At 68.3% G+C, this 26,371-nt stretch carries 26 protein-coding genes and 1 pseudogene; 14 read left to right on the top strand and 13 right to left on the bottom strand.

Annotated elements, in window-relative coordinates; all coding sequences use genetic code 11:
* Nucleotides 1-1,236 precede the first annotated feature (1,236 nt).
* Nucleotides 1,237-1,644 carry a peptide-methionine (R)-S-oxide reductase MsrB gene (gene msrB, locus OG937_45425; protein WUD78438.1) on the top strand — a complete coding sequence of 136 codons (408 nt, stop codon included), beginning with the start codon at nucleotides 1,237-1,239 and terminating at the stop codon, nucleotides 1,642-1,644.
* A gap of 210 nt (nucleotides 1,645-1,854) precedes the next feature.
* On the opposite strand, the gene OG937_45420 is transcribed toward msrB, so the two are convergent.
* Complete coding sequence (locus tag OG937_45420) at nucleotides 1,855-2,643, bottom strand: 2'-5' RNA ligase family protein (protein WUD78437.1); 789 nt, start codon at nucleotides 2,641-2,643, stop codon at nucleotides 1,855-1,857.
* Nucleotides 2,644-3,231: 588 nt separating this feature from the next.
* Here OG937_45420 and OG937_45415 point away from each other — a divergent pair.
* The 3 genes and pseudogenes from OG937_45415 to OG937_45405 all read left to right on the top strand — a co-directional run bounded on the left by OG937_45415 (nucleotide 3,232) and on the right by OG937_45405 (nucleotide 6,838).
* Nucleotides 3,232-3,704: pseudogene (locus OG937_45415) on the top strand (glyoxalase).
* A 333-nt stretch (nucleotides 3,705-4,037) separates the two neighbouring features.
* Nucleotides 4,038-5,468 carry an NAD(P)/FAD-dependent oxidoreductase gene (locus OG937_45410; GenBank protein ID WUD78436.1) on the top strand — a complete coding sequence of 477 codons (1,431 nt, stop codon included), beginning with the start codon at nucleotides 4,038-4,040 and terminating at the stop codon, nucleotides 5,466-5,468.
* A 764-nt stretch (nucleotides 5,469-6,232) separates the two neighbouring features.
* Entirely contained in the window at nucleotides 6,233-6,838 is a 606-nt protein-coding gene (locus OG937_45405) for a sigma-70 family RNA polymerase sigma factor (GenBank protein ID WUD78435.1), read from the top strand.
* A 43-nt stretch (nucleotides 6,839-6,881) separates the two neighbouring features.
* On the opposite strand, the gene OG937_45400 is transcribed toward OG937_45405, so the two are convergent.
* The gene (locus tag OG937_45400; protein ID WUD78434.1) at nucleotides 6,882-7,361 is read right to left on the bottom strand and encodes a MarR family transcriptional regulator; all 480 of its coding nucleotides are present in this window, start codon (nucleotides 7,359-7,361) and stop codon (nucleotides 6,882-6,884) included.
* A gap of 570 nt (nucleotides 7,362-7,931) precedes the next feature.
* Between OG937_45400 and OG937_45395 the strand changes: the two genes are divergently transcribed.
* From OG937_45395 to OG937_45375, 5 genes are all read left to right on the top strand, one after another.
* Complete coding sequence (locus OG937_45395; protein WUD78433.1) at nucleotides 7,932-8,912, top strand: alpha/beta hydrolase; 981 nt, start codon at nucleotides 7,932-7,934, stop codon at nucleotides 8,910-8,912.
* A 1,151-nt stretch (nucleotides 8,913-10,063) separates the two neighbouring features.
* Complete coding sequence (locus tag OG937_45390) at nucleotides 10,064-12,850, top strand: AAA family ATPase (GenBank protein ID WUD78432.1); 2,787 nt, start codon at nucleotides 10,064-10,066, stop codon at nucleotides 12,848-12,850.
* Between the two features lie 80 nt (nucleotides 12,851-12,930).
* A complete protein-coding gene (locus OG937_45385) occupies nucleotides 12,931-13,650 on the top strand; it encodes an alpha/beta hydrolase (GenBank protein ID WUD78431.1) in 720 nt (239 codons plus the stop codon).
* A gap of 498 nt (nucleotides 13,651-14,148) precedes the next feature.
* Nucleotides 14,149-14,604: an SsgA family sporulation/cell division regulator gene (locus tag OG937_45380; GenBank protein WUD78430.1), complete on the top strand. Its 456-nt coding sequence runs from the start codon at nucleotides 14,149-14,151 to the stop codon at nucleotides 14,602-14,604.
* A 1,251-nt stretch (nucleotides 14,605-15,855) separates the two neighbouring features.
* Nucleotides 15,856-16,305, top strand: coding sequence for a hypothetical protein (locus tag OG937_45375; protein ID WUD78429.1), 450 nt, complete (start codon nucleotides 15,856-15,858; stop codon nucleotides 16,303-16,305).
* Here the strand turns inward: OG937_45375 and OG937_45370 are convergent.
* Nucleotides 16,277-16,585, bottom strand: coding sequence for a hypothetical protein (locus OG937_45370; GenBank protein ID WUD78428.1), 309 nt, complete (start codon nucleotides 16,583-16,585; stop codon nucleotides 16,277-16,279). The two genes, OG937_45375 and OG937_45370, sit on opposite strands and share 29 nt — an antisense overlap.
* 525 nt (nucleotides 16,586-17,110) lie before the next feature.
* Here OG937_45370 and OG937_45365 point away from each other — a divergent pair.
* Nucleotides 17,111-17,368 (top strand): hypothetical protein, encoded by a 258-nt coding sequence (locus OG937_45365; protein WUD78427.1) that lies wholly within the window; start codon nucleotides 17,111-17,113, stop codon nucleotides 17,366-17,368.
* Nucleotides 17,369-17,418: 50 nt separating this feature from the next.
* Complete coding sequence (locus tag OG937_45360) at nucleotides 17,419-17,751, top strand: hypothetical protein (GenBank protein WUD78426.1); 333 nt, start codon at nucleotides 17,419-17,421, stop codon at nucleotides 17,749-17,751.
* Nucleotides 17,752-17,952: 201 nt separating this feature from the next.
* On the opposite strand, the gene OG937_45355 is transcribed toward OG937_45360, so the two are convergent.
* From OG937_45355 to OG937_45330, 6 genes are all read right to left on the bottom strand, one after another.
* The gene (locus tag OG937_45355) at nucleotides 17,953-18,276 is read right to left on the bottom strand and encodes a hypothetical protein (GenBank protein ID WUD78425.1); all 324 of its coding nucleotides are present in this window, start codon (nucleotides 18,274-18,276) and stop codon (nucleotides 17,953-17,955) included.
* Between the two features lie 182 nt (nucleotides 18,277-18,458).
* Entirely contained in the window at nucleotides 18,459-18,683 is a 225-nt protein-coding gene (locus tag OG937_45350; protein WUD78424.1) for a hypothetical protein, read from the bottom strand.
* 325 nt (nucleotides 18,684-19,008) lie between these two features.
* Nucleotides 19,009-19,158, bottom strand: coding sequence for a hypothetical protein (locus OG937_45345; GenBank protein ID WUD78423.1), 150 nt, complete (start codon nucleotides 19,156-19,158; stop codon nucleotides 19,009-19,011).
* Nucleotides 19,159-19,762: 604 nt separating this feature from the next.
* A complete protein-coding gene (locus OG937_45340; GenBank protein ID WUD78422.1) occupies nucleotides 19,763-20,080 on the bottom strand; it encodes a hypothetical protein in 318 nt (105 codons plus the stop codon).
* A 12-nt stretch (nucleotides 20,081-20,092) separates the two neighbouring features.
* A complete protein-coding gene (locus OG937_45335; protein ID WUD78421.1) occupies nucleotides 20,093-20,338 on the bottom strand; it encodes a hypothetical protein in 246 nt (81 codons plus the stop codon).
* Between the two features lie 191 nt (nucleotides 20,339-20,529).
* Entirely contained in the window at nucleotides 20,530-21,822 is a 1,293-nt protein-coding gene (locus tag OG937_45330) for a hypothetical protein (protein WUD78420.1), read from the bottom strand.
* A gap of 978 nt (nucleotides 21,823-22,800) precedes the next feature.
* Here OG937_45330 and OG937_45325 point away from each other — a divergent pair.
* Nucleotides 22,801-23,835 (top strand): hypothetical protein, encoded by a 1,035-nt coding sequence (locus OG937_45325; protein ID WUD78419.1) that lies wholly within the window; start codon nucleotides 22,801-22,803, stop codon nucleotides 23,833-23,835.
* A gap of 270 nt (nucleotides 23,836-24,105) precedes the next feature.
* Here OG937_45325 and OG937_45320 read toward each other — a convergent pair whose 3' ends face one another.
* Nucleotides 24,106-24,444, bottom strand: coding sequence for a hypothetical protein (locus OG937_45320; GenBank protein ID WUD78418.1), 339 nt, complete (start codon nucleotides 24,442-24,444; stop codon nucleotides 24,106-24,108).
* A 34-nt stretch (nucleotides 24,445-24,478) separates the two neighbouring features.
* The gene (locus OG937_45315) at nucleotides 24,479-24,739 is read right to left on the bottom strand and encodes a hypothetical protein (protein ID WUD78417.1); all 261 of its coding nucleotides are present in this window, start codon (nucleotides 24,737-24,739) and stop codon (nucleotides 24,479-24,481) included.
* 260 nt (nucleotides 24,740-24,999) lie between these two features.
* Here OG937_45315 and OG937_45310 point away from each other — a divergent pair, with 260 nt between their 5' ends.
* Together OG937_45310 and OG937_45305 are read left to right on the top strand one after the other, a co-directional pair.
* The gene (locus tag OG937_45310; protein ID WUD78416.1) at nucleotides 25,000-25,260 is read left to right on the top strand and encodes a type II toxin-antitoxin system Phd/YefM family antitoxin; all 261 of its coding nucleotides are present in this window, start codon (nucleotides 25,000-25,002) and stop codon (nucleotides 25,258-25,260) included.
* Nucleotides 25,257-25,502 carry a type II toxin-antitoxin system RelE/ParE family toxin gene (locus OG937_45305; protein ID WUD78415.1) on the top strand — a complete coding sequence of 82 codons (246 nt, stop codon included), beginning with the start codon at nucleotides 25,257-25,259 and terminating at the stop codon, nucleotides 25,500-25,502. Before OG937_45310 ends, OG937_45305 begins: the two co-directional genes overlap by 4 nt.
* 4 nt (nucleotides 25,503-25,506) lie before the next feature.
* Here the strand turns inward: OG937_45305 and OG937_45300 are convergent, their stop codons facing one another.
* Together OG937_45300 and OG937_45295 are read right to left on the bottom strand one after the other, a co-directional pair.
* Nucleotides 25,507-25,890 (bottom strand): GntR family transcriptional regulator, encoded by a 384-nt coding sequence (locus OG937_45300; GenBank protein ID WUD78414.1) that lies wholly within the window; start codon nucleotides 25,888-25,890, stop codon nucleotides 25,507-25,509.
* Nucleotides 25,887-26,366 carry a hypothetical protein gene (locus OG937_45295; GenBank protein WUD78413.1) on the bottom strand — a complete coding sequence of 160 codons (480 nt, stop codon included), beginning with the start codon at nucleotides 26,364-26,366 and terminating at the stop codon, nucleotides 25,887-25,889. Before OG937_45295 ends, OG937_45300 begins: the two co-directional genes overlap by 4 nt.
* Nucleotides 26,367-26,371: the final 5 nt, after the last annotated feature.

Here is a 26,371-nt window from a genome sequence, read left to right as displayed (position 1 = left end):
CGCGACGCCGCCGTCGAGGACAGCGAATGGCGGGACCGGTTCGCTGCGCACGACGTCACCTGACCGCGCCTCCTACGCCCAACTACTGCAGTTCGTCCACAACGCGCAGCAAGGCAAGGTCGTCACTCGTTCGACCCGCGACCCGCGTGAGAGGGCTGATGTCCCCCATGCGTATGAGGACAAAGCGGCTTGACACGCAGAGGTGTCATCGGGCCGCGCATACCCGTCCGGCCGTGCGGGTTGTGATCCTCCACGACGAGCCGACGGATCTTCGGAATGACAACCCCGGAGAGTTCCAGCCTCGTTGAAAGTCAGACCGGGCGGAGAACCACGACACCATCGCCATCGCCTCGTTGTCCTTGACCTCCCCGACCCCGTCGACGCAGATCGGCAGTGATCGCACGCAATGTCGCGTCGCGATTGTCCGTCGCGGTGACCGGACAGACCCCTTCATCACCGAAGCGGCCGAGAGCCGGGGAAGCGCCACCAGGCAGCAGGACCCGTAGGACTGCACGCAGACGGTTGGTGGTGCGGGTGCGCTCCGCGTCCACAAGGTCGTTGCGCCACTCGGTCGGCAGCCGCAGGACCGTGGACCAGTCCCCAAGATGGCCTTGCGCAAGTCGGCTCGGAACAGCGTGACTTTAGTAACGTGGAGCGCGCCAACGGGATCGGTCTTGCGGTCGCCGCCAGAGGCCGAGACCTCGACCCTGAGGGCACGTCGCTGACGTCCTCGCCGGCCAGGACCAAATGTTGAGCGAGAGTGCGTCCGAGGCCGCCGATGCTCTCGCCGGCGAAAATGCCTGTCCAACACCCCGCCATCCCAGACCACCGCCGAACAGCGGCGCGCGCACCGCATGAGGCTTTGAGGCTCCACATCGTGAACGCCAGTACTCCAGCAGCGTGTGCCCCAGCACCCTGCCGCACAGTTCACGGGGTCACTGGCCGTCAAAACGGCCGGGTCGCTCAGAAGCGAGCCGCTGGGCCGCTGGGCCGCTGCGCCTCCTCAGTCGCGTTGCAGCACCGAGCCGACTGTCGGCACGGTCGGTGACCGCACCCCGGGATGCAGGTGACAGGGGTCACTGCTGCTGTCCCGAACGGCCGGAACACCCCAGATCTGCCGGCTGTTGAACGACGCGTAGGTGTCAGAAGGGACATTTCTCCCCGGCCCAGCCCCTCGGCTTGCGGCGAACCCCACACCTCTCCTTCTTCCCGACTCTGCTGTGAGGATCAACTTCTGTGCCGTATGACATCGAAAAGCCGGACGAGCAGTGGCGCGCCGAACTGACCCCTTCCGAGTACCAGGTCCTGCGCCGCGCCGCCACGGAGATGCCCTTCACCGGCGAGTACACCGACACCAAAACCCAAGGCGTCTACTCCTGCCGCGCCTGCGGCGCTGAACTCTTCACCTCTGCAGAAAAGTTCGACTCCGGCTGTGGCTGGCCCTCCTTCTACGACCCGAAGGACAGCGACGCAGTCGAACTGGCCGAAGATCGGTCCTACGGCATGGTGCAGACCGAGGTCCGCTGTGCTCGCTGCGGCTCGCACCTCGGGCACGTCTTCGAGGGAGAGGGCTTTGCCACTCCGACCGACCAGCGCTACTGCATCAACAGCATCTCGCTGCGCCTGACAACCGACGAGAGCTGATCATCACTTAGTGTGGAATGTCAGCTGCTGTGCACCATGCCTGCCTTCTGCCGTCGACTGTTGAGCAATTCATCCGACACGCGTCACGGGAAGTGCAGTAGCCCGGAGGCGGCCTGCCGCGCTCCGCGGCGCGGCGGCATCCGCCCCGGCTGAGGAGCCCGCAATGCGAGCAATTGTCAAGAGTTGTGGGTCGGCACTGGTGCTGCGCGCTCACCCGAGCATCGGGAAATCGGCGTGGTGCCGCCAGTTCTCGCCGTCGCTGACGAGCAAGCTCACTGACGAGATCGTTGCCGTGACGGGTAGTCGTTGGGCCAGTTCCGCCTCCACCTCGTCGAAGACGCGGGGCTGCTGCCCATAGGCGACGGTCAGGTGCGGGATGACCTCGGTGAACTGTCCCCCGCAGGGCGGCGCCTCCGGCCATCGCGCGGCTACGGTCTCGGTCAGCAGGCGAAGCGGCTGGTGCGGCGTCGGAGCAAGGTAAAGCACGTCGGGGAAGCGGCGGCACTCGTCGAAGCGGACCGTGAAGGGGCTGTGCTTGCCGATCAGGACCTTGAGGTCACTGATGACCGCAGTGGTGATGAGATCGACGTCGAGGAACGGGAAGAGCACCGTCACGTGGACGGGAATCCCGGCCGATGCGGAGGCGTCGAATCGGCGTCGCCAGTGCCCGACCAGTGGCTCGGCCTCTGCCACGGTTGCCAGCAAGGCGGTCTGACCTGCTCGAGGCTTGTCATGCGACACTTCGAACCCTGCACCGGAGCGGACCAGGGCGGCGAGGTGGGGCTCCAGTGACCGCCCGCCGGCGGTCCTGAGCCGACTCGACGAGCTTGAACACCATCGCGCAATGCGGCGGCCGGGCTGTCGGCGCCGTGGGTGACCTTCGTGCCGAGCTTGACCGTGGAGAACGTTGACCACCTTCAGCCGAAGGTCCCCCTCCTCGATCACCCTGCCCCTGTCGTCAACGAGGGCGAGCACGTCACCGCTGAACAGGGAAAGCACCTTCGTTCCATCCCTGCCCACCTGCGCCCAATCGGCGGACCCGCCTACCCGGCGGCTACAGCGATCGGCTGAGCCCGTCCCCCCAGGCCGGCCCGGCGGGCGGACACATCAAGGTGCTGTTCGCGATCCGGGCTTTCAGCGGGGGCGTAACAGGCCACCTGTCGACTGAGCTGTAGTAGGCGCTGGCGCCGAATCGGCCCCACAGAAGGGGCCCAAGTGACGCCAGGGATCAGTATGCGCGGTCACATCAGGACGTGGGGAATGCTGCGCCGCAAAGGAACGTAACCACTGCGACTTGCAGAAACTCTGGGAATTGGCCGCCCGGCGAAGCGCTTTTCGATCAAGAAAATACCTTTGGCAATCGTTAAATTTGCAAGCGTTACTTGCCTCAAAGCTAAATGGCGGGTACCTTTCCCGGTGTGGGTCGGAGCCGACTGCAATCGGCTGACTCCCTGCCCGATCGCATGTGCCCGTTGTGGCCGCCCGGGCGGTACGCGCTGCTGTGCGGCGCCCTCACATAGATGAACCGCGGCGCACTGAGTGTTGCCCTTTCACCAGTCAAGAATTCACTATCTGAAAGGCGTCTCCATGGACTTGAAGCTCGAAGTGATCGTGCTCCCCGTCTCCGGCATCGGCCGGGCAAGGCCTTCTTCGAGAAGGCCGGCTTCCGTCTCGACGTCGACTACACGGCCAGGGACGACTTCCGGGTGGTGCACCTGACCCCGCCCGGCTCCGAGTGCTCGATCATCTTCGGCAAGGGGATGACCGACATCCCTGCGGGCGCGTTCCAGGGCCTGTACCTCATCGTGTCCGACATCAACGAGGCGCACGCAGAGCTCGCGGCTCGCGGCATCGACGTCAGCGAGATCTTCCACGACGAAGGTGGTCTCCTCCACCACGGCCACGGGGGCGGCAGGTGCGTCCACGACGGCGAAGGGCAGCGACGCATCACCGGTATGCACCCCGAGCGCGCCTCCTACGGCTCCTACCTCACCTTCAGCGACCCGGACGGCAACGGTTGGGTGCTCCAGGAAGTGAAGAAGCGGTTCCCTGGCCGCTGACGTCGCCCCCGTCCACCACCCGCCACCCGCCACCCGGCGACGGACTATGCGGTCAGCAGCCGGTCCCGCTTGATGCAGCACGCGCACAGCCTGACGGGAACGGTGCACGGCCCCGGCCCCTGGCTCTCCGGGCAGGCACCGGATGCCTGCGGGGCACGGCTTTGGCTGCACCACCTCCGGCACGCCCCCCACACGCACCCCCGGCAGCCGGCACGGAAGTCCGGCGACGGGCGCCCGCTTGGCCTTTCCACTGCAGGCGCCCGTGAGCAGGCTGGCAGCAATCCGCACCTGCAATTCCTGACTTGATCCCCCCACCACCGGTACGGAGCAGTGATGAACGAGACCACCCGCACTTACGACGTGATCGTCATCGGCGCAGGGCCGGTGGGCGAGAACGTGGCCGAACGCGCTCGTGCCGCCGGGCTGAGCGCCGTGATCGTGGAGCGTGAACTGCTGGGCGGCGAGTGCTCGTTCTGGGCCTGCGACCCCAGCAAGGCGCTGCTGCGCCCGGTGGTGGTGCAGGCTGACGCGCGCCGGGTGCCCGGGCTTGGTCGGGCGGTCGCCGGGCCGCTGGACGCCGGGGCGGTCCTGGCTCACCGCGACAAGATGGCCTCCTACTGGAAGGACGAGGACCAGGTCGGCTGGCTGGAGTCGGTCGGCGTCGATCTGGTCCGCGGCCACGGCCGGCTCGACGGCCCCCGAACGGTCCGCGTCGAGACTGCCGACAGGGACACGGTCACGCTCTCGGCGCGGCATGCCGTGGCCGTGGCCACCGGCACCTACGCGGCTGTGCCCGCGCTTCCCGGCTTGGACACCGTCCGTGCGTGGACCAGCCGTGAGGCGACCAGTGCCGGCAAGGTCCCCGGACGCCTGGCCATCGTCGGCGGCGGTGTGGTGGCCGTCGAGATGGCCACGGCCTGGCAGGCGCTCGGCTCTGAGGTGACCCTGCTGGTTGCCGGGGACGGGCTGCTGCAGCGGATGGAATCCTTCGCCGGCCGGCTGGTGACGGACGGCCTGCGTGAGGCCGGCGTCGACGTCCGGTTCACGACCTCCGTGGCCCGCCTGGCGCGTGAGAACGGCGAGGTCCAGATCGCCCTCGCCGACGGCGGGCACCTGGTGGCGGACGAGATCCTGTTCGCCACCGGCCGGGCCCCCAACACCTGGGACCTGGGGCTGGAGACGATAGGTCTCACCCCGGGCGACTGGCTGAAGGTGGACGACACCTTCCGGGTGACCGGCGTCGCCGACGGCTGGTTGTACGCCGTCGGCGACGTCAACCACCGCGCCCTGCTGACCCACCAGGGCAAGTACCAGGCCCGCATCGCCGGGGCCGTCATCGGGGCGCGTGCGGGCGGCGAGGTGGTCGACGACACCCTGTGGGGTGCGCATGTGGCCACCGCCGACCACATGGCCGTTCCGCAGGTGGTCTTCACGCATCCGGAGGTCGCCTCCGTCGGTATGACCACTCACGACGCCGTGGGTTTCGGGCACCGGATCAGGGTGGTCGACTACGACCTGGCGCACGTGGCGGGTGCCCACCAGTACGCCGAGGGGTACCGGGGTCAGGCCCGCATGCTCGTCGACCTCGACCGTGGCACCGTGGCCGGCGTGACGTTCGCCGGGCCCGGCGTGGCAGAACTCGTGCACTCGGCCACTGTCGCTGTCGCCGGCGAGGTGCCGATCGACCGGCTCTGGCATGCCGTGCCCGCCTTCCCCACGATCAGCGAGATCTGGCTGAGGCTGCTGGAGACCCACCGGGGCTGAGGCGCCAGGGCCGCACATGGGGCCCAGCGCTTCCGGCGTTCGCCGCCGACCGTTGCCCCTTACTGGTCCCCCTGCAGTAGACACCTCCTAGATCGTTTCGCTCACCCGTTGTGAGACTCTTGCCTCCCCGATTCGCCCTGCTGGGCGACAGTTTGGCAATGAGAGCACCGCTGCCGGCAGGTCTTGGGTCACATGACTGTCATGACTCCGGTGCGCCGGTACCGCGTCACGTTACCTAGGAACAACGCCACCGCTGCTATGGAATCTAGGTCACGTTCCGGATTACCGGGCTTACGGCCCGCGCCCATTATTGAGGTACGCCGGAAAGCGGAAGCGGGCCACACGGGGCGGCCGGGCGACTCGACACCGATTAGCCCGGCCGCCCCATGCAGGGCGGCCCCGGGCCGTGGAGTCCCGCCAACGCCGCGGACGCCGGACAGTGCATCCCTGCACCTGATCACTGCGCCTGACCACCACGACGGTGATAGCAACCGCCCATCCCCTTCTGCCAAGAAGGGGTTCCTCATCAGTTTGGAGAAACACGTGTCTTCAGTAATAGAGGTGCCGGTTGACACCTCACGCCTGCCAGTCATCACGGACTACGCGAAAGGCCGGCATCGGGGGAAAGCGGCATCCGAACGTCTGCGAGACCTGTGGCTGAGCGGACAAGGGCGGCATCGCCGTGCCGCAGCGCCCGTCTCCATTCGAGAACAGACATGAACCGGTCGCTCTCCCGCACCGAGCCCGTACACCCGATCAGGCACATGGGCGAGATGGATGGTGGCAGCGGTCTGATCCAGTGGACGGTCTGCGGGGAGACCGTGCTCGCGCGGTTCGAGCGGCAGACCATGCCCTTCCTCGGCCGGCTGTACGCAGCCGCAACGCAGATGGCATGTGACGCCGACCCCGACGACCTGGTTCAGCAGACGTATCTGCAGGCCTTCGAAGCTTTCGAGATGCTCCCCGAGGGAGTCAACCTGAAAGTCTGGTTGTTCCAGATCCTCACCCACACCGCGCTCGACGCTTTCGGCGAGCGGAACCGGCCCGGGGATTGTGCCCCCCAGCCCACAGCAGAAGGCCTGCAAGAGGTCTCCGGTGAGCAGGTTCCGGTATCCGGTGAACACGCGGCTCGTGTCACACAGGCGCTGGGCCTGCTACCCGAGGAGGATGTGTCCGCTGCGCTGCAGCGCCTGCCGGCCGAGGTACGAATCGTGGTGTACCTGGCCGACGTTGAAGACTTCACTCCCGCCGACGTCGCGGAGACCCTGGGCATCTTTCCAGGCACTGTGCGATCGAGGCTCCGCCACGGGCGGGATCTTCTCCTTGAAACGCTCACTGCCGCCGCCCATCAGCGCGGGCTGCTCAACTGACTGCACCATCGCGTCCGTGACGACGGACACCCCGCCCAGGAAGTTACTGGCTTGCGGTGACGTTGGCCGTCAGCCGCTCCAGGAGAGCCTTGACGTTCCCCGCCTCCGTCGCGGTCAGGCCTGCAACCTGCCCGATCGTGGCCGGAACGACCCACGCACGCTTCCGCAGTTCGGCACCCTGTTCGGTGAGGCTGATCTGCACCGAACGCTCGTCGCTTGCCTGGCGCTCGCGCCGGACCAGCCCGTGAGCCTGCAGGCGCTTGAGCAGTGGCGTCAGGGTGCCGTAGTCGAGTTGCAGGAGCTTGCCCAGCGACTTGATGGGCAGCGCACCGTGCTCCCACAACACCAGCATCACCAGATACTGCGGATAGGTCAGGTCGAACTCTTCCAGCAGAGGCCGATAGCGGTTGGTCAAGGCCCGCTGCGCCGCGTACAGGGCGAAACACATCTGGTCGTCGAGGAGCAGGCTGACCTCATCGGCCTCCGCCGTTGGCCGCTGGGCGGCGGGCTGGTTCTCACTCATCGCAACTCCCCTCCGCATAATACTTGCGCACTAAACTGTACTTCTCACAACTTCCACGCAGGCCATTATATTGCGCACACTTAAAATTGCACACCGCGTCGCGGAACCGGTGCGTGAAGTTGCGCGATGCCACCACTGGAGTCCTCTCGCCTCGCGGGTCCGATCGGCAGGAATTCCGGTACTGCGCTGCTTATTGGTGGTGGAGAGGGCCATGTGAATCCTGTGCTTCCTGTTGCCCCGCCCGTCGACCCATGTCGCCGAATGCTCAGCAGGTGAGCCCCGGCCATCGCTGAGGGCCGTTGCCTTGTTGCCGTGGCGGCACTGCCGGGGCTCTGCCGTCACCAGGTGCGGCAACGGCACCCGAGGCGGCCCGCTTCCCCGGCGGCGCACGGCCGCATCGAGGGTCAGAGTCACATTACCGATGCCGCAAGGCACGCTTTCGAGGTTGGATCGCAGGCAGCATCTGTGCGCAGCCCGGACCCGGGAGCCGGCAGCGGACGCGGCCGGTCAGAGGCCCCGATTTCCCCCAACCTGAGCACGGATCTGCCCTCCCCCCACCAGGAGTACGTGATGCCTGACTACCTCCCCTCACAGCAACCGGTACTTGAGCCGGCTGCTCGCCAGTTCGTCGAAGCCACTGCCGCCCCGCCGTTCCCGTTCGATCTGGGACCGGCGGCAGGCCGCAGGACGCTGGAGAAGGTGCAGGCGCAGGCCTTGGAGCACCGCGATCCCGAGGTGGAGGACAGCTGGGTCGCGGTTTCCGGCGGGCCGAAGGGAAGCGTCGCGGTGCGCCTTGTGCGCCCGAGTCAGGCCGACGGGCCGCTGCCCGCCGTCTTGTACCTCCACGGCGGCGGCTGGGTCTTCGGGGGCACGCGCACCCACGACCGCCTGGTACGTGAACTGGCCGTCGGCGCACGGGCTGCCGTGGTCTTCCCCGAGTACAGCCTTTCTCCCGAGGCCCGCTACCCCCAGGCGCTGGAAGAGTGCTACGCGGTCGCCCGATGGGTGACCCGCCACGGGAGTGAGCACGGCATCGACCCCACACGACTGGTCGTGGCCGGCGACTCGACGGGCGGCAACCTCAGCGCGGCCCTGACGTTGCTGGCCAAGGAACGCGGTGATGTCTCCTTCCGCCATCAGGTGTTGTTCTATCCCGTCACCGACGCGGACTTCGACACGCGCTCCTACCACCGGTTCGCCGAGGGCTACTTCCTGCGCCGCGATGTCATGCAGTGGTTCTGGGACCAGTACACAACCGACGAAGGGCAACGCGCACAGATCACGGCCAGCCCGCTGCGCGCCACCGAGCAGGAGCTCGCCGGCCTGCCCCCGGCCCTGGTCATCACCGCGGAAGCCGACGTCCTGAGGGACGAAGGCGAGGCCTACGCCGAGAAGCTGCGCGCTGCCGGAGTTCCCGTGACCGCGACCCGCTACGAGGCGACCATCCACGACTTCGTCATGCTCAACGCGCTGTCGGCGACACAGGCGGCCCGCGAGGCGGTCGCCCAGGCCGTGGCCACCCTCCGAAAGGCATTTGGCACCGAGATCTGACGACCCGGGTGAGCCTGCGGCACCGCCACGCTGTGCCACAGCACGAAACGGCGCCGCCCTGCAGAACACCACCTCGGCCAGTCACGGCACTGCCCGCTCGGTGAGACCCAGCACCACGGCAAGCAGGGGAAGCCGCAGGCCGGCCTCCGGGATCGCGCAGCCGGGGTACCGGCCGGAATGTGTACAACCCAAGCCGCCCAAGGCTGTCCTCAGCGGTGCGCGCGGCAACAGCGTCGGCCAAGGCCGGAACCTCCTCCGCCATGCCGGCAGGACGGTGATGCGGATATGTCCGGCAGGAAGTCCGGGGGAAAGGCGCCGGGCGCCGCAATCCAGTAGCTGGACAATCGCCCCGATCCCGTCGGGCACCAGGCAGGACCCAGACCTTCATGCCGCTGCGGCAGCGCGCCGCGACGCCCGAGCCGGTAATGACCGCGGACCCGGTCGACATGACTTGATCACCGATGAGGACGGCCGACCTGCAGGTCGGAACCGTAACCCTCGATGGCGGAGCCACCTGGTCCTGCGCGGCAGGATGTCCCGTAAGGATGTATTCTCCTAGCGCAAACAACATTTTGAACTAGCGCAAAGGGTTTCCGTCATTTCTGTCTCGCTCTCCACAGCCGCGGCCGCCACCCGCACCGTGCCGACTCGGGACCGAGGACGAACCTTGTACGACCACGACCCAGCGCCCTCGATCTCCGGCACGGACCACCTTCGCCGCGTTGACCCCGTCCGCGACGGGGGGCCCGCCGCGCCGCCGGTCTTCCACGCCGGCGCCGGCGAACGGCTCTGCGTGCACAGCCCCAGCAGTCCTCGGCTGCCGAGCATCGGCAGGCTCCCCCGCCGGCCGGGCCCGCCGGCCGCGGACAGCACTCATCGGACACCCGACATTGCCGACAACCTCGACACGTCGATCACCGGCCCCGGCTGCCTCGCCGGGGGCTGACCGGAGTCTGCACACAGGCCCTACCCCTGGCCGCCGCCCAGCCGGCGACCGCCCGCCGGCCGCACACGGCTTCGGCCGGCACGGTCGACCAGCCTCGCCGATGCCTGTTTGTCCAGGCGCTGCAGGTCGCCTCCTGCGCCAGACGCCGCTGTGCGGCTCTGCTCCATGCCCATCCCCCGGCTCGCAAAAGAAACGGAAGCAAGCAGTGATCGGTAGTGACTCTTCCCAGCGCGATACGGCCCGTGCGCTGATCGGTCGGGACCGCGATCTGCACACGATCCGCGAGCTCGCGGGCCTGGGCGCCGAAGGCGGAGCACTGCTGGTCTCGGGGGACGCCGGGGTCGGGAAGACAGCAGTGCTGGACGCCGTCGCGGCGGGTGCCCACGCCGAGGGCACCCGGGTGCTGCGAGCCGCCGGTGTGGAGTTCGAGGCGAGCTGCAGCTACTCGGGTCTCAACCAGGTCCTGTTTCCCTTCCAGCGTGAGCTCGAGGATCTGGAGGTGCCCTTCCGTAAGGCCCTGCGCGTGGCACTCGGCTTCGAAAGCGGCTCGCCGCCCCAAACGCTGATGGTCTCCAACGCCGTGCTGCTCCTGCTGCAGACGGTCGCGGCCGGAGACCCACTTCTGCTGGTGATCGACGACCTGCCCTGGCTGGACCAGGCCAGTGCGGCCGTCCTGGGTTTCGTAGCGCGCCGGGCGGCCGGCATCCGTGTGAGCTTTCTCGCCGCGTCACGATCCGTATCACACAGCCCGAACGGCTGCGGCGTCCTGCCCGAGTACCGGCTGCAGCCGCTGGACGAGAAGTCAGCTGCCGATCTGGTCGCCCGCACCTCACCAAACCTGGTCCCCAGCGCCCACCACCGCCTGCTGACCGTCGCCTGCGGCAACCCGCTCGCCCTGCTGGAACTGCCGTCCGCCATGCCGGCCACCCCAGGACCAACAAGCGGCAACATCCCGGCCGTACTGCCGCTCAGCCATCGCCTGGAAACCGTCTTCGGCTCCCGCATCACCAGCCTGCCCCAGTCCTCCCAGCGCCTGCTGCTGCTCGCCGCGCTGGAAGGCGTCGGGGATCTCGGCGTCCTGCAGGCCGCCTCACGGCAGACCAACGACGGCTACGACCTGGAAGACCTGGGACCCGCCGAACGCGAGCACCTGGTCCACATCGACGAGGGTGCACGACGGCTGAGGTTCCGCCATCCCCTCATCCGCTCCGCCGTCGTGAACAACGCCACCAGCAGCCAGCGGCGGGCCGTCCACACGGCGCTGGCCCAGGTCCTGGTGGACCAGCCCGAACGCCGGGCCTGGCACCTGGGCGAGGCCACCTTGGAACCCGACGAGAGCGTGGCCGCCCTCCTGGAGACCGCGGCCCGCATCACCTTGCACCGCGGTGATGCCATCGGCGGCATGCGCACCCTGATCCGAGCCGCGGACCTCACGCCGCCCGGCCCCGGACGCAGCCGCCGCCTCGCCACCGCCGCCTACATCGGCGCCGAGGCCACCGGGGCACTGCCCAGCGCCCAAAAACTCCTGGACGACGCACGGCACACCCACACCGATCCCGAAAGCTCCCTGCACGCCGCCGCGGCCGCCGCCGTCCTCATCCTCAACAGCAACAGCAACAGCAACATCGACGCCGCACACACCCTGCTCGTCGACGCCATCGAAACCGGAACCCACGGCTACCACGCCGACAACAAAGCACTCATCGACGCCCTGCACACCCTCGCCCTGGTGTGCTTCTTCGCTGCCCGGCCCGAACCGTGGCAGCCCTACCACCGTGCGCTGGACAAGCTCACACCCGCAGCCCCGCCAGTGCTGTCCGCGCTGGGCAAGACCTTCTCCGACCCGGCCCGCACCGGGGCCGCGGCCATCAAGGAACTCGACGAACTGGTCGCCGAACCACCCGAGACGACCGACCCGGCCCAGCTCCAGCGCATCGGCTCGGCGGCCCTGTATGTCGACCGCCTCGCAGACCTCCGAGAAGCACAATGGCGCATGGTCCGCATGGGGCGAGACGGCGGGCCGGCCCGCCGGCACATGGCCGGGCTGATCCACCTCATCCTGGACGACTACCTCACCGGGATGTGGGACGAAGCCGCGCACCTTGCCGACGAGGGCATCCAGCTGTGCGAGACCCACCGCTACACAGGTTTCGCCTGGTACTTCCACTACGCCAAAGCCCTCCTCGCCGCCGCCACCGGCGACGCCGACGCCGCGGACGCGACCGCCGAGAGAGTCATCCACTGGGCAACACGCCGCAAGGCATTGGGCGCCGCACACTACGCCCACCACGCCGCAGGGCTGGCAGCCCTGGGACGCGGAGACTTCGCCGGCGCCTACGAACACGCCACCGCCATCAGCCCCGCCGGCCACCTCGCCTCACACGCCCCCCACGCACTGTGGGCGACGATGGACCTGGTCGAAGCCGCCATACGCACCAACCGGCACCAGGAGGCCGCCGCCCACGCCCACGCCATGCGCGAAGCCGGCATCACCGGACTCTCCTCACGGCACGCCCTGCTCACCCACGCCTGTACCGCCCTGACCGCTACCGACGACAACCAGGCCCTCGACCAGTTCGCCCACGCCCTCGCCGTACCCGGCGCGCAGCGGTGGACCTTCGACTACGCCCGCGTCCAGCTCGCCTACGGCGAACGACTACGACGCAGCAGGGCCACCACCGAATCCAGGGGGCCGCTGGCAGCAGCACTGTCCGCCTTCCAGCACCTGGGAGCCGCTCCCTGGACGGAGCGCGCCGAGACCGAACTACGCGCCGCAGGCACAGCCAAACGGCGACCCGGCACCACCACACCGCATACCCTCACCCCCCAGGAACTGGAGATAGCCCGGCTGGCGGCCTCGGGCCTGACCAACAAACAGATAGCCGAGCGCCTGTTCCTCTCCCACCGCACCGTGGGCGCCCACCTCTACCAGATCTACCCCAAGCTGGGCATCACCACCCGAGGCATGCTCCGCGACGCCCTCGAAGCCTGACCCCCCGTCATCTACCTCCTCACACCACCCGAGCAGCAAGAGGCCGGGCCCTGCCACTTCACCTCAGAAAGACCCAGCACGTGAGCACACTCCCCACCCTCGTCCTGGTCCACGGCGCCTGGCATGGCACCTGGTGCTGGCAGCCACTGGTCGAGCAGCTCCCCGACCTCGACGTACGTACCGTCGCCCTGCCCAGCAGCGGGCAAGACCCGGCAGTCCTGGGTGGCCTGTACGACGATGCGGAAGCCGTGGCCAAGGCCATCGCGGCCGTCGGCGGACCGACCGTGGTGGTCGGCCACTCCTACGGGGGATGCCCTGTCACCGAAGCCGCCGCGGCAGCCGGCAACGTCGAGCGCGTCATCTACCTCAGCGCCCTGATGCAGGACGCCGGCGACTCGGTCCTGTCCCTGGTCGGCGGCGTCTATCCGCCGTTCTGGGACGTCCACGAGGAACCCCAGGGCCACGCCGACCACGGCTACTTCGAAGCGGCCCAGGCTACGCACGCGTTGTACAACGACGTCGAACCACACCTGGCACAACAAGCAGCCGCCAAACTCGGCCGCCAATCCCTGGCATCGGTCACCCAACCCCTCACCCAGACCGCCTGGCGCACCATCCCCAGCACCTACATCCTGTGCGAGCAGGACCTCGCCATCCCGCTACCCCTCCAGGAAGCCATGGCCACCCGCGCCCAGCGAACCGTCCGCCTGCACTCCGGCCACAGCCCGTTCCTCTCCCAGCCCGCCGAACTGGCCCGCATCCTCCGCCACGAACTCACCCTCCAGCCACCGCAGCGGTAGCCACCTGCGATCCGGCAGACGCCGGTCGCCGACCCGGCGATTCACTGCGCGCCGCCCACCTCAATTCCCCACCGCGCAACCGAACGACGAGCCGTGAGCGAAGCACTCCCACCTCCCACTCCCGCCCCAGGGGAACACGACCGACGTAAAACCGTTCCCTCCCACCACCGTCACAGCCGCCGAGCTCCACACACCGCGCAACGCCCGGACCGGGCAGCAACCAAGGACGCGAACACACCAGACCTCATAGGAAAGGTGAGAACCGAGCACCGGACCCATGACTCACAGCCGGCCGCGAGGAAGACCTCGAAGCCCGGCTCTGACGCGTGCACGCGCACAGAGGCCAACGCCTACAAGCGTCACCCCTGTCATTTCCCCCGTGCTCTCGCGCCGTCCCGCTCCCCATATAAGCCATGCGCCTGGTCGGGTTACCGATGCCCAGCCGGCGTCCTCCGGGCCACAGTAGAGGAGTTCCCACCATTCGAAAGAGGCCGGTCCGTGCCCAACCAGCAACCAGACTTCCCGACACGCAAGCGCCCCGTACGCCGCATCCGGCCGCTACGCCTACGCGCCGACAGGATCCTCATCCCTTCACTCCGCATCCCTCACGACGCCGAGTTCTGCTACGACGAGGCCGATCCCCTCGTTGTTTCCCTGGCCCTGCACACACCCGAAGACTCCGTCGTCCGCTGGACGATCTCGCGTGACGTGCTCCTTCAAGGAACGGGAGAACCCAGCGGAATCGGGGATGTACGGTTGTGGCCCTCACGTGTCCGTGGCCGCCAGGTGGTACTCCTGCGACTCGAGGTACACGACATGTCAAGCCTCTTCGAGATGAACCTGGTCCAGTTGCAGAAATGGCTCGAAGAGACATACCGGCTGGTCCCACCCGGCACAGAATTCGATCACGTCAACTGGTCCACCGCCCTCGCCACCCTCATGCGAGAGAGCTGACCTTTTGACCGGACGGGGCTCCGTCTCGGTGGCCACGACGCCAGCGACGAGACCTACACACCAGGCGATGCCGCCCGGCGCGGGTGCTTCGAAAGGACACCCTGAACAAGGTCGACTTTGCTGCCGTGCTCGAGCAAGGACGGCCGGGACCCTCCCGTGGCCGAAGATGGTAGCCACGGCTGTCCGTCGCCGGTCGCTCCACGGTGCCCTGCTCGACCTTCGACAGCGCCGCCACCGTCGCCGGCGCGGAGCCGCGCCGCTCCGCTCCGCCAGCACAGATACCTGCGCCAGCCAGCCGTCCGGCCACGCCGTTTCGGTGTCGTAGGGAGCCCAGCGACGCCGCATCCGCTCGGCCTCGATGCCCTGCAAGGCCGCCCACCGGCAGTACGCGTGCCAGACCACCGACGCCGGATGGCAGATGCCCTTGTGCTTGCCGCGGACCATCGCACGGATGGTGCCCTCCGCAGTGAAGCAAGCCAACTGGGTACTCACGCCGGCCCGCAACGGCCCGCCGGCCGGCAGCTTGCTGCCAGCGGCCCCCAGCGTCTCCCCCACCGCCAGACCAAGGAGCATTCCCCGTACTCGAGACTCCGCCCTGTTCCGCAGGAACTTCCTCCGGTGCTCCCGCTCCTTCTCTTCTTTCGCACGCTCCTGCTCGGGGGTGAGGACGAGAGGCGGGTTCCACACGATGCCGCCCTGGTGGTAGGGCTGGTATCGCTCGTCATCCCCCTCCACCCCGTCCTGGCACCGAGTCCCTATCGAACCCGGAACGGTTCAGATACCACCTCGTCCGCAGCTCAGGACCGGCAAGAGCAAGACCGTCGCGTTGTGCCAGATAACGGCTGGGGGCTGCACTATGACCATCACAGGGACGAACCGCTAGAACTGCACACCAGCCAAACAATCTGAGCATCCCCGAAGCCACGACACGACAGGCCCAACTGAACAGCAGCAGTGAACAATCACATCACCGCACCACCAGCCAAGGAACCAGCCTCGGAACAGAACCAGAGCAGTCGATCAAAGTGAACAACCACTGGTCACAACGCTCCCCCATGAACAGCTTTTCCAGGCGGTGACAAAACAGGTGATGCCCCCTCGGGGGATCTCTTCTATTTCTGTCTTGGAGCGAGGGGAAATTTTGTGGGGGTGTCAGTAGCCTATCCGGTCTTCCGGACCTTGGATGCGAGACGGGCTCTGGCGGTGGCTTCGGCTTTGCTGCGTTGCGGGGAGTGGGACGGGCATGTGTTCGTGGACGCCGAACTGGGGGATGTTGCGGATGCTCTGAAAGCCCGTGAGCTCTTTCCCGGCGCGTTGTGCTCTTTGGGTGGCTCCCGTTTGCTGGCGGGTGAGCTGCCCAAGGATCCGGAGGCAGTCGCGCGGCTGCTGCCTGGGGAGCTCAGTGCGGAGGAGGTCGTCGGGGAGGACGTCCTGGGGCGCTTCCTTCCTCTTGTCGCGTCTGGAGCACGCGGGCAGCTGGCGTGGATGGGGCTGAGCTGGCCGGCTGTGCCGGAGCTGGGGCTGGATGTGGAGTATGCGCGGACGGGGGTGCAGATGTGCATCAACTCCACCGCTGAGCATGAACCGGCGGTGGGGCATACGGTGTACGTCCATGTCCGCCGCGGTGAGGACGAGCGGGCTCATCATCTCGCCCATCAGGTAGGGCAGGCTGTTATCGGCCCGGGGGAAGAGGGGTGGTGAGGGCATCCTGGATCGCGGGCGCATCCGAACCCAGGTACGGGATTTCCCCGCTCCCGGCTGTTTCCAGGCGATCCAGAGCCGTCTTGGCAGGGACCCGGCTGCGGAGCAGTTTCCACGTCTCGACCCCGCACCCCACCAGTGACCCGAGGCTCATGAGGAGAACTGCCACGCGCCATGGCAGCCACCACTGCTCACGGGCCAGCGCGAAGCCTGCCATGACCAGGCCCATGAGTAGCGGGCCGCCGGCCTTGCGCAGCCACAGTTCGATCCCGTCCCACATGAGCTCTCTCCCTGCCCCTGCCCCTGCCCCTGCCCCTGCCCCTGCCTCATGATTCGAGGCCGGGCTGAGCATACGTGGACATGACGAGGGGCGTCCGGCATCAGGCTGCCCCCGCTCTGGGGTGGTGCCGGTTTGTCAGTCCGGTACCCCGGGGCGTAGCCGTGGTGCGGGATGATCTGGTTGCTCGCTCGCAGCGGCATGATCTCTCTGGCAGGCTGCAGGAAACGCGGCAGGAGAAACCCGAGAATGCCTGGGCTTGCGCTTCGGGAGCACCAGGTGGAGGCGAATGCGCGTATCCGGCAGTGGGTGGGATTGCCTGCACGCTCTGCCGTGCTGTGCAGGGGCGCGGGCCGCGTTGGCGTCCTGAACGGGGGGCGGGGAAGAAGATCACCGCTGTGCAGGCGGCACTGGATCTGTTCCGGGAGGGCCGGATCCTGGTCATGGTCCCCTACCTTGGATCTGCCGGTGCAGACCGCGCAGGCATGACGCAGGGTCAGGCACGGCGGTCGGTGGTCGGTGGTCGCAGTGTCCACGCTGGACGGCGACAAGGTCCTGGAGCAGCTCAGGGTGCAGGCGACGACAAATCCGGTCCCGCTCGCACTGCGGGCCGGAGTCCCGACCAGTGGTGGTGCCCGCCACATACGCCTCGCCAGCGGACCACGACGACATCGAGAACGCAGAGCCGCCTGGGGCGAGTGCGCGGCCCCACTGCAGACCGCTCTGACGGGCAGGAAGCACCTCTACAGCCAGCAGATGGACAGCTCCGACCCCGGCCGTATCTGACAAAAATTGATCTCTACAAAGCTGAGGTGTCCGAGGCTGACGGAGAGGTCATGGGGATCGAGCTTGAGCTTCACTCGGGGCGGCCCGCCCGAAAAGGGTCCTCCCGAGCCACGTTGCTGCGGGGGTCTTACCACCATGGTGAAGCGCTGGCGCGGGCGCTGGGCAGGCTTGATCGTCATGGCTCGGGCAAGCTCGGCTGGGTAGATCCGTACGGCGACACGCTGCTCAACGAGCAAGAGGCTCAAGTTGCCAGCGCAGACGTTGCCGAGCTGGCGAAGGACTGCGGCGACGAGCAGCAGAAGGCAGCTCTCCTCGACCTCGCCAAGCTCCTCGAAGCCTGTGTGGCAACGCCGGGCAGCTATCTGTGGTTCATGGGCGACTAGCCATAGTCGATCATTGATTCGGCGGCCTCCAGCTCGCCGCACTCATCCTCTGGCTCAGCGAGCCCACCAGATGATCTTTGTCAGACACGGCCTAGTCCCGCTGCCGCCTCGGCGCCGTGCTGAAGGAACGGTCCGTGCCATGCGTCAGTGCATGGCACGGACTTTCGGCGGACGACCCGAGGCTGCTCGGCGCGGCAATGGTCAGCGCGGTACTCCCCTGGCGATGCGTTCCTCGCATGCAGCGATGGCAGCCCTGATGATGACGGTGAGCTGGCCCCATTCCGCCTGCGCGGCCTGCGGCTCGGCGGGGCTGGGGTGGGGGATGCTGAGGGCTTCTCGCCGGCCGTACGCCGGCGGAGCGAACGACGGGTCGGCTTCCTGGTCCTTGAGGCGATCGTGGAGGTAGCCCAGCAGCTGGCTGTCGGGCCAGCCGAGTGTGGTGCGCGGGCTGCCGATGCGATGCATTTTCGCGTCCCGCGGGCAGAGTGCCCTCTCGGCCGCCTGCTGCTCTTTGACGTCCCTCATCAGCGGTCAAGCGGTGCCCCGAGGCCAGGCGCCCCGTTTCGGGGCCATGCGAAAGGTAACGGGGTGCGACCCTGAGAGCGTCGCCGCCCACCCCCGGCCCTTGGGAGTGGGCGGCGGTCATGAGGCTGCCGAACGCGTTACCTGTTGGCTGCTCCACCGGACGTGCCGGGGCCCTTAGGGGGTCAGAAACCGCACCACTTGTACGAGCCGCCGTTGGGCAGCAGGGTGTCCTTCACCCACCCGATCGTCTTGTCGTGGATGTTGGACAGATACGTCCAGGTCCCGTTCTCGCTGTTCGTGTAGCACCAGTACTCGAGACCGTCACGGTTGTCGGCCCATCCCGCGACGGCGCAGCCCGTGCTGGAGCCGCTGCGCATGTTGGCGCTGACGCCACTCGTCATCGTCACACGGGTGCCGTCCTTGTACAGCCCCCCCTTGCCGCAGGGGGCGCTTGCTGAGGCCGGTCCCGCGGTGGTCACGGCCAGACCTGCCGACACGGCCAGTACCCCTGCCGTCAGCGCGGCCAACTTCGCACGGTGTGCTGCTCGCACGGTCCACCCCTCCCCGAAGAGCCCACGCCTTTGGCGTGGACATGAGCGAAGTGTGGGTGGGGTGCTGTTGGGCCTGAAAGGCGTTTTTGAGCCAATGCGGCCGGTGTTCCGTGTATGCGGCCATGAGTGCCCCGAGAACAGGGCCAACTGAGCCGCGGCCGGTTTGGCGAACCTTGTGGGTTCACTCCTCGAGGAGGGGCCGCAGGCCTGCCACGGCGTCTTCTCGCCACATCCGGCGGCGCCCGTTGCGGGTGCGGTCCTCGATGAGCACGGCGGTTCGGGCGAACCACTCCTGCGCGGTGTGGACGGCTTCCCCTTCCCGGCACAGCACGCACACTGGTGCCCCTGCGGGCCCGGCGTACCAGGAAACGGCCCCCCACCAGCCGTGCGCGACGGATTGGGCGCAGGCATTGCCGGGGCCGGGGCCGGGGGCAAGCAATAGTGCAAGGGATCGTGCGCCAGCCGTTCCACCGGTCCGAGGCGGCCGTGGCGCTGACCGCGAGGTCGCGGCGCTCCGGGGTGGGCCAGGCCGTGTCGCGGTGATGAGCGGTGGCCCGGGTCGGCTCGCGGGCGAGGGCCAGGGGCTGCGGGCAAGTCGAGGTCGACGACGGTGATGCCGGGCAGGGCTGCGATGTGCTCGGCGGTCCCGGGGCGGGCGCCGTACACGCTGCGCCCGCCGGGCCCGAAGCGGCCGATGTCGGTGCGCAGCGGGGCACCGCTGATGAGGGTTCGTGAAAATTCCGCAGGGACGCTCTTCATTCCCCGCGTCGGTGACTCGTCATCGAGGGGTCGGAGCCGCCCGTCTTCGAATGGTCCGGCCCGCTCCTCGCGGTGCCGACGAGCGTCACGTAACGGGCGACCCGAACGCGGCCTCGACTGGTGGGTCGGCGTACTCGCGCATATCCCCTCCGCCCCTCGTCATGGGTCACACCGCGTCAGGCCGTGGACTGACCACCGACGCGGTACTCCTCGGAGGGCATCGAATCCCATTCGGTATTCGCGCCGTCGCGCGTCACCATGAACAACGGACGCGATCGCAGGACCGGCCCGACCAGTTGACCGCGCAAGACGACCCCGGGAACATCCGGTCCCGCGTAGCCCTCCGGCGTGTAGCGAACGTGCGCGTCCATTGCCTCGGCATACGCGATTGCGTCGCGCTCCAGCTCCGACAGGTCTCTCCCGACCAGCGGGATACCGTCGTAGGCGACCTGGGGACCGTACACGGCGTCGGCACCGATGCAGAACAGCCCCACAGCTTGGCTCACTTAAGTGGTGACGGCAGGTGGAGACGGAGCCACCCCCCGACGGTTGACCTCGACCTTCCACGTCGGCGAGAAGACCGCGTGGTCCCGTGCACAATCGCTGACCTTCGTCTGGCCGAGGACCTCAGCCGCCTCGACCACTTCGCCGACGGTCATCCCGAACCGGAACGGGCCGACGCCGACAGCCGGCGCATAGGACCACTCATCCCGTTCGGCGGCTCCGAAATCGGCTTCGGTGGTGAACGCCATAGTCGCCCCTTCAGAGGCACCTGAGAACCTGCTGGCACCCATCATGGCAATCACCGACCAGCAGCGGACTGCCCGGTGCCGCAGGGCGCGAGCAGACAGACGAACTCAGCGACCGCTGCCGGCGACAACTGCCGGGACCCACGCGACGGCCTACTGTCGGGTCCGGCCGGTGGCTTTCGGGAATTGGTGGTCTATTGAAGGGGGAGGCCGTCGCTGAAGGACGCCAGCGCCGCACGTGCCGCAGGGTAGACGTCGGCTGGGAAGCACCGGTCGGACAACAGCGTGGCTTCCAGCACAGGTGCAGCGGCGGAGGCGGGGGCACCGATGTGGGCGATGTATCGGACCGCCGCGCGGCAGGGCTCGTCGGCATCACCCGACCTGAGAGGTTCCAGCGCCGCCAGCAGTACCGGGACAGCGGCGTCGGTGTCGCCGGTGATCCGCCACCAAGCGTAGGCGGCCTGGACACGGGTCCACGGGCCGGGGGACGCCAGCAACGGCCGGACCGCGGTCATGCATCGCGCCGCTATGGGCCCCAACTCCGCCAAGCGGCCAAGGTCGGCATACCCCAAGCCCTGGGATGCCGCGTCCTGCGCGAAAGCCAGGAAGACCTTTGATTCACCGGTGATCCGCCAATGAGCCCACGCTGCGTTCTGTGCGCCGTGCCATCTTCGTATGCCGTTCGGCAACAGGGTGCTGCCGTCGTGGCGCGGTGGTTGCGTGACGCCACGGACGAAGCCCTCGAGGGTGTTCGCCGCGGGCGCCGCCGCCGGGCCGATACTGCCGAGCACGTCGCAGGCCCATCGGACGTTGCGGGTGGCGAGTGTCGACACAAGTTCTGGCACCGCCTCGCTCGCGGCGGAGCCCCAAGCGGCCAGGGCCGTGAGGACCGGACGCAAGCCCTCCTCGTCGGCCGAGTCGACGAGCATGCGACGGATTGCGGGGAGCAACTCGGGGGCACATCCGACCAGCGGCTGCAGGACCTGCCCGAGCGACGTCACCTGGAAGAACGGAAGTCTGCTGCTTGACGCCAGCCACCGGTGCACCGAGTCCAGAACTGCCGGATGGTCGAGACGGGCAAGAGCCCATGCCGCCGGCCCGGCAACCCGGTCGTAGGAATCATCGGCGGCTACGATCAGGGCGGGAACGGCCGACGTGATGTCCTGCGTGGAGTCCGCCGACACCAGCCGCCCCAGCACCATCGCCGCGTCGCCTCTGGCATGAGAATGACGGGATTCCAGGCAGCGCACCAGGCCGGCCACCAGCTCCGGCCGGGGCGCACGCCACCGCCGCAGAATGTCCGAGGCGAGAGTGACCGCGCCCTCGACCAGCTCGGAGCGCTCGGAGTCGAAACCGCTCAGCACAAGCGCGACTGCACGGTCCACCTGCTCGTACGCGTCCAGCCGCAGATCGTCAGGATCCACACCGGCTTCTACCAGCAACTTACGCGCGTAGAAGCCGTGTACCGTCCCAGTCCCAAGCGCCATGACTCGCAGGCTACAACTGCCGGACTTGGCGCAGATCACCACGGGTCCGCATCCCGCCTGAACCAACGTCGCCCAGGACAGGCACCGCGCATGCACCCGCCGGACGGCTCAAGACGCCCGAACGCAATCCTGTGCGGTCGAACAGTCCGAACGGCAGATCGAAACGGCGTATGCCGAGCCGGTCCTGCACGCCCCTACTCGTTCACCAGCCACCGGGCAGCACTACACAAAGGGCGGCCGGGCTATTCGGGCTGGGTCACCGTCAGGGCCCACCGAATGTTCTCATCCGATGCGTCAACCCCCACCGAGAAGGATCCCGACCCCACCACACCAGCATCCATCGTCACCGAACCCACCCCCGGGGCGCCTGCCGGACAGTCCACCGAGAACTCGGCTACCTGCTCCCCCTGCCAGCTCATCGTCACCGCCACACTGCCCCCGCCCTCGCAAGCAACCGTGAGCACCGTCGGCAGTGTGTCCCACGCTCCCCCGGATACCACTCCCCCATCGCCCCGCCATTCCTCGACCCACACCAGACCCTCCGGACCCGGACGCGGAAGAAGACCCCCAGCCGCCACGGACGTCGCCACAGCGCCGGCACCGGTCGTGCCGGCCGCTCCAGCAGCCACCGCCATCGCCGGGCCCGCCCCAGCCATCACAAAGGCTGCCAGCACCGCGGCCACCGTGGCCCTCCTCGTGCTCTTCACGCCTGCCCCTCCCTGATCGTCTGTCATGACACGAACATCCTTGCCCCCACCACTGACAGCCCAGCACCGGCCGCACACCCACGCGCATCCCCAGGGGATACATGAAGGTGCACCTGGCCCTGCGGCCTCAGCCCACGGGAGGCCGAGCCCGGGGCGCAGCCCAGGCCCGTTCGGTTTTCTGCCGGCAGGACAGCTCCCAGCGTTGGTGCGAGGGGGTCGCTGCCGAGGGGTGCGCGAGGCCTGGGGTTGTCAGGTGTCTAAGGTCGCGGCCATGACGAGGACCACGCCGCCGCGCCCTGTCGTTGTCGAGGCGCTCTTCCCGGAACTGGGCGCTTTGCGGGGGACGACAACCCGGCTTCATCCACGGCCGGGCACGCCCGGTCTGTCAGCCAGTTCCGTGGGCGGTCCCATGCTGTGGCCGGCGGACGAGCCGTGGCCGGTGTGCGACGAGGCCCACGGGCGCGGGCGGGGGCGACGACCAGCCGACATCCACCGCTACCGGCAGATCCTGGCCTCTGCATGGACCCGCGAACAGGCCACCGGCCCTACAGACGAAGAACGGGAGCTCCTGCATGAACTGCACCGCGAACACCGGATCCCCGGGGCATCCGAGGCTGACCCGCTGCCGATGATCGGCCTCGCGCAGCTGTACCGGCGGGATGTCCCCGACCTGTCGGCGGGGCCGGGCAACTGCGATCTACTCCAGGTGTTCTGGTGCCCCTTCAACGCACACGGCCCAAGCCGGTACGACCTCAACGTGCATCTGCGCTGGCGGCAGTCACGGGAGGTCGGCAAGGTACTGACCGCGCCGCCACAGCCGCTGGTTGTCGGGGCCGACGGCTTCGTGCCCGAGCCCTGCGTGCTCCACCCGGAGCAGGTGGACACCTACCCCTATGCCGGCCTGCTGCCCGAGGAACTGCTCGCCCGGATCGACACCTGGGAAGATGCCCTTGAACAGGAGGTCGAGCAATCGGCAGGCGAGGGCACACAAGAGCAGCTCGCCTACCAGTACGACCTGTCCATCCCGCCCGGCTGGCGCGTGGGGGGCTTCGCCTCATGGCACGCGACCGACCCGTACCCCATGGACTGCCTGACCTGCAGGACACCGATGCACCTGCTGCTGACCATCGACAGCTCCGAATGGGACGGCGGCAGCCGCAACTGGCGGCCCCTGGAAGAGGACCAGGTACAACCCGTACACCGGTCTGCCACTCCCACCCAGATCACCGTGGGCCGTTGGGGCGAACTCAACATCTTCACCTGCCCCGATAACCCCGAACACCCACACCGCTGCACCATCCAATAGAGCACGACCTCGGCCGATGGCCAGCCGCGGTCCCTGCGGTGCTCTTGGCATCTCTAGCACTGGGATGCGGTGTGACCTGCTGTCTGCCGCGTCCCAACGGGTGCTGCGACGGATGGGCGTCGGGAGTCAGGCGACGGTCATGGTCGACGTTGGCCTCCTTCCTCCACGCCTTCGTGGAAGCTGTACGCGGCCGACGGATCGACTGCCGCAGAGACCGTCCTGCTTGACACGCCGCACGTTTGCAAGGCGTGCGGTTTCGGACCCTGGGGGTCAGGTGAGGTCGAGGGTCCTGACGGGCTGATCGGCCCACTGGTCCGGCGCGGCGGTGGCGATGACCGCGCCGTCGGGGCGTTCCGGGGTGGGCTGGGCGGCGTGGCGGGTGTGGGCGGCGACCCAGGTGGTCTCTTGGGCGAGGGCCAGGGCGGTGGGCAGGTCGAGCTCGACGACGGTGCTGCCGGGCAGGGCTGCGATGTGCTCGGCGGTGCCCGGGCGGGCGCGGTCGGCTTCGACCAGGGCGCAGGCGGGTGCGTACAGGTGCCAGCCGGGTTCGGCGTGGGCGCGGTGGATGAGGCGGGAGGCGAGGAGGTTGCCGTGGCCGGCGGCGACCATGGCGGTGTCGTCTGGATGACGTGCACGGTCTGGTTCACCGGGTGGTCGTGGCCTGGGTCAGGCGGCGGTCGAGTTCGGCGTCCAGGTCGTCCTGCTCGGTGGGGGTGGGGGCGTAGCCGTTCCAGGCATTGAGGTCGGCACGGGCGGCTTCGGCGCGCTCGGCCCGCTCGGCGGGGGTGAGGAGGGTCTCGGCCAGGCGGGTCAGGTAGGCGCACAGCGACAGGCCCTCGGCGGCGGCGATCTGCGCCAGCCGGTCCCGGGCTTCGGCAGGGATACGGACGTTCACAACGGACACGTGCGGTCTCCTTTCGTCGTGGCGCACCACAGCATGAGGGGTACGGGTACGTACCCGTGTGCCTTCTGCGGCTGAAAGCAGCACCGACAAGCGCAGCACCGCGGGGGTCCCGGGGCTTGCGGATACTCCCCTCCGCTCGTACGCGGGAGAACTTCGCCGGCCCTCAATTCCCCTGCACCTGCGCGGGTACCCCGGGGCAGCACCCGCCTGCGTCCCGGCACGGCCTCCCGCCCCGTGCACACTTATGTAAGGTGGTGTGCATGACGGAGACGACGTACTCGATCGTGGAAGCCCGGGCTCGCCTCGGTGCCATCGCCCGCGAGGTCAGCGCCACCCGCGAACCGGTCGCCATCACCGACCACGGCCAGACCGTCGCCATACTCGTCAGCCCTGCCGACGCCCTGGAACTGCAGGAACTGCGGGCCCTGGCTTCTTACCGGGCGCGCCAGGCCCGGGGTGAGGACGCCGGCGTTTCGCACGAGGAGGCCTACCGGCGGATCTTCGGCGAGGGCAAGGCGTGAGCTACGAGGTCATTTGGGAGCCCGAGGCCCTCGCCCAGGCAGAACGCTTCGCCAAGGACGACCCCGACGGTGTACGCCAGGTGTTCGCCGCCGTCGACCACCTCGCCGTAGACCCACGCCCCGACGGCGCGTTCGGCCAAGCCGACGTGCTGCGCATCCACATCGGCGCGTACCGCGTGATGTACGAGATCAGCGAGCAGCAGATCCGCGTCAGCGTCATCCATCTCGGACGCGTGCGCTGAGCGACTACGGCCGCTGCTCCAGTGCCTCACGTACCGCCTCCAGCATGATCTCCTTGTCTGCACCGAGCTCCCCCGCCTCGGTGACGAACCGCCGAGCCAGTTCGGCCAGTGCGGCCGGGTCCGGAGCGGTGGCGGACAAGGGGAGCGATGCCACCCGTGTCCCCGCCCCGCGGCGGCTGGTGATCAGGGACGCGGCTTCCAGTTCACGGTAGGCCCTGGCCACCGTTCCAGGCGCCAGGCCCAGATCGGCCGCCAGCTGCCGTACCGTCGGCAGACGCTCACCCTCCGGGAGACGGAGCGAGGTGATCAGGGCGGCGAGTTGCGCGCGGATCTGCTCGTACGGCGGGACATGGCTCGAGGTGTCGATCCGGATGACGGGGCCGCTCACCGGTGCCCCCGGGCCTTGGGTGAGATGACCGTGAACAGGCACCACGGCACGGTGACGAGGGCAATCAGGGCCGTCGGCCACAGCGCCCAGTTCCCGACCCGGCCGCCGGTGCCGTCACAGGTGATGCCAAGCAGTGCGCCCGAGGCAGTGGACGCGGCGCCGAGCAGAGGTACCGAGACCAGCAGACCCCACGCGGCGACGATCGCCAACGCGCGGTTGCGACGGGTCGCCTCGTCGCCGGGACGGCGGGCGATCCTGGTCAGCGACCACAGGCAAACGGCCGTCGACACGGCAAGCGACGCAAGGATGGGCAAGCCGTAGAACAAACCCGGCCAAGGACCCGTGCTCACCGTGCTCCCATCCGGACACGTGACGGCAAGGGAACGGCCGGCGCGACCCCCGTCGGCCGGTGAAGCGAGCACGGCCGCCACCACCAGGAGGACGACAAGCAAGCCAGCCTCGGCGACCAGCAGCACAGTCA

The organism is Streptomyces sp. NBC_00510, from assembly GCA_036013505.1.
Lineage (GTDB): Bacteria > Actinomycetota > Actinomycetes > Streptomycetales > Streptomycetaceae > Actinacidiphila.
Note: the sequence above shows the minus strand (reverse complement) of the source record. Positions and strands in the feature narration are given on the sequence as shown.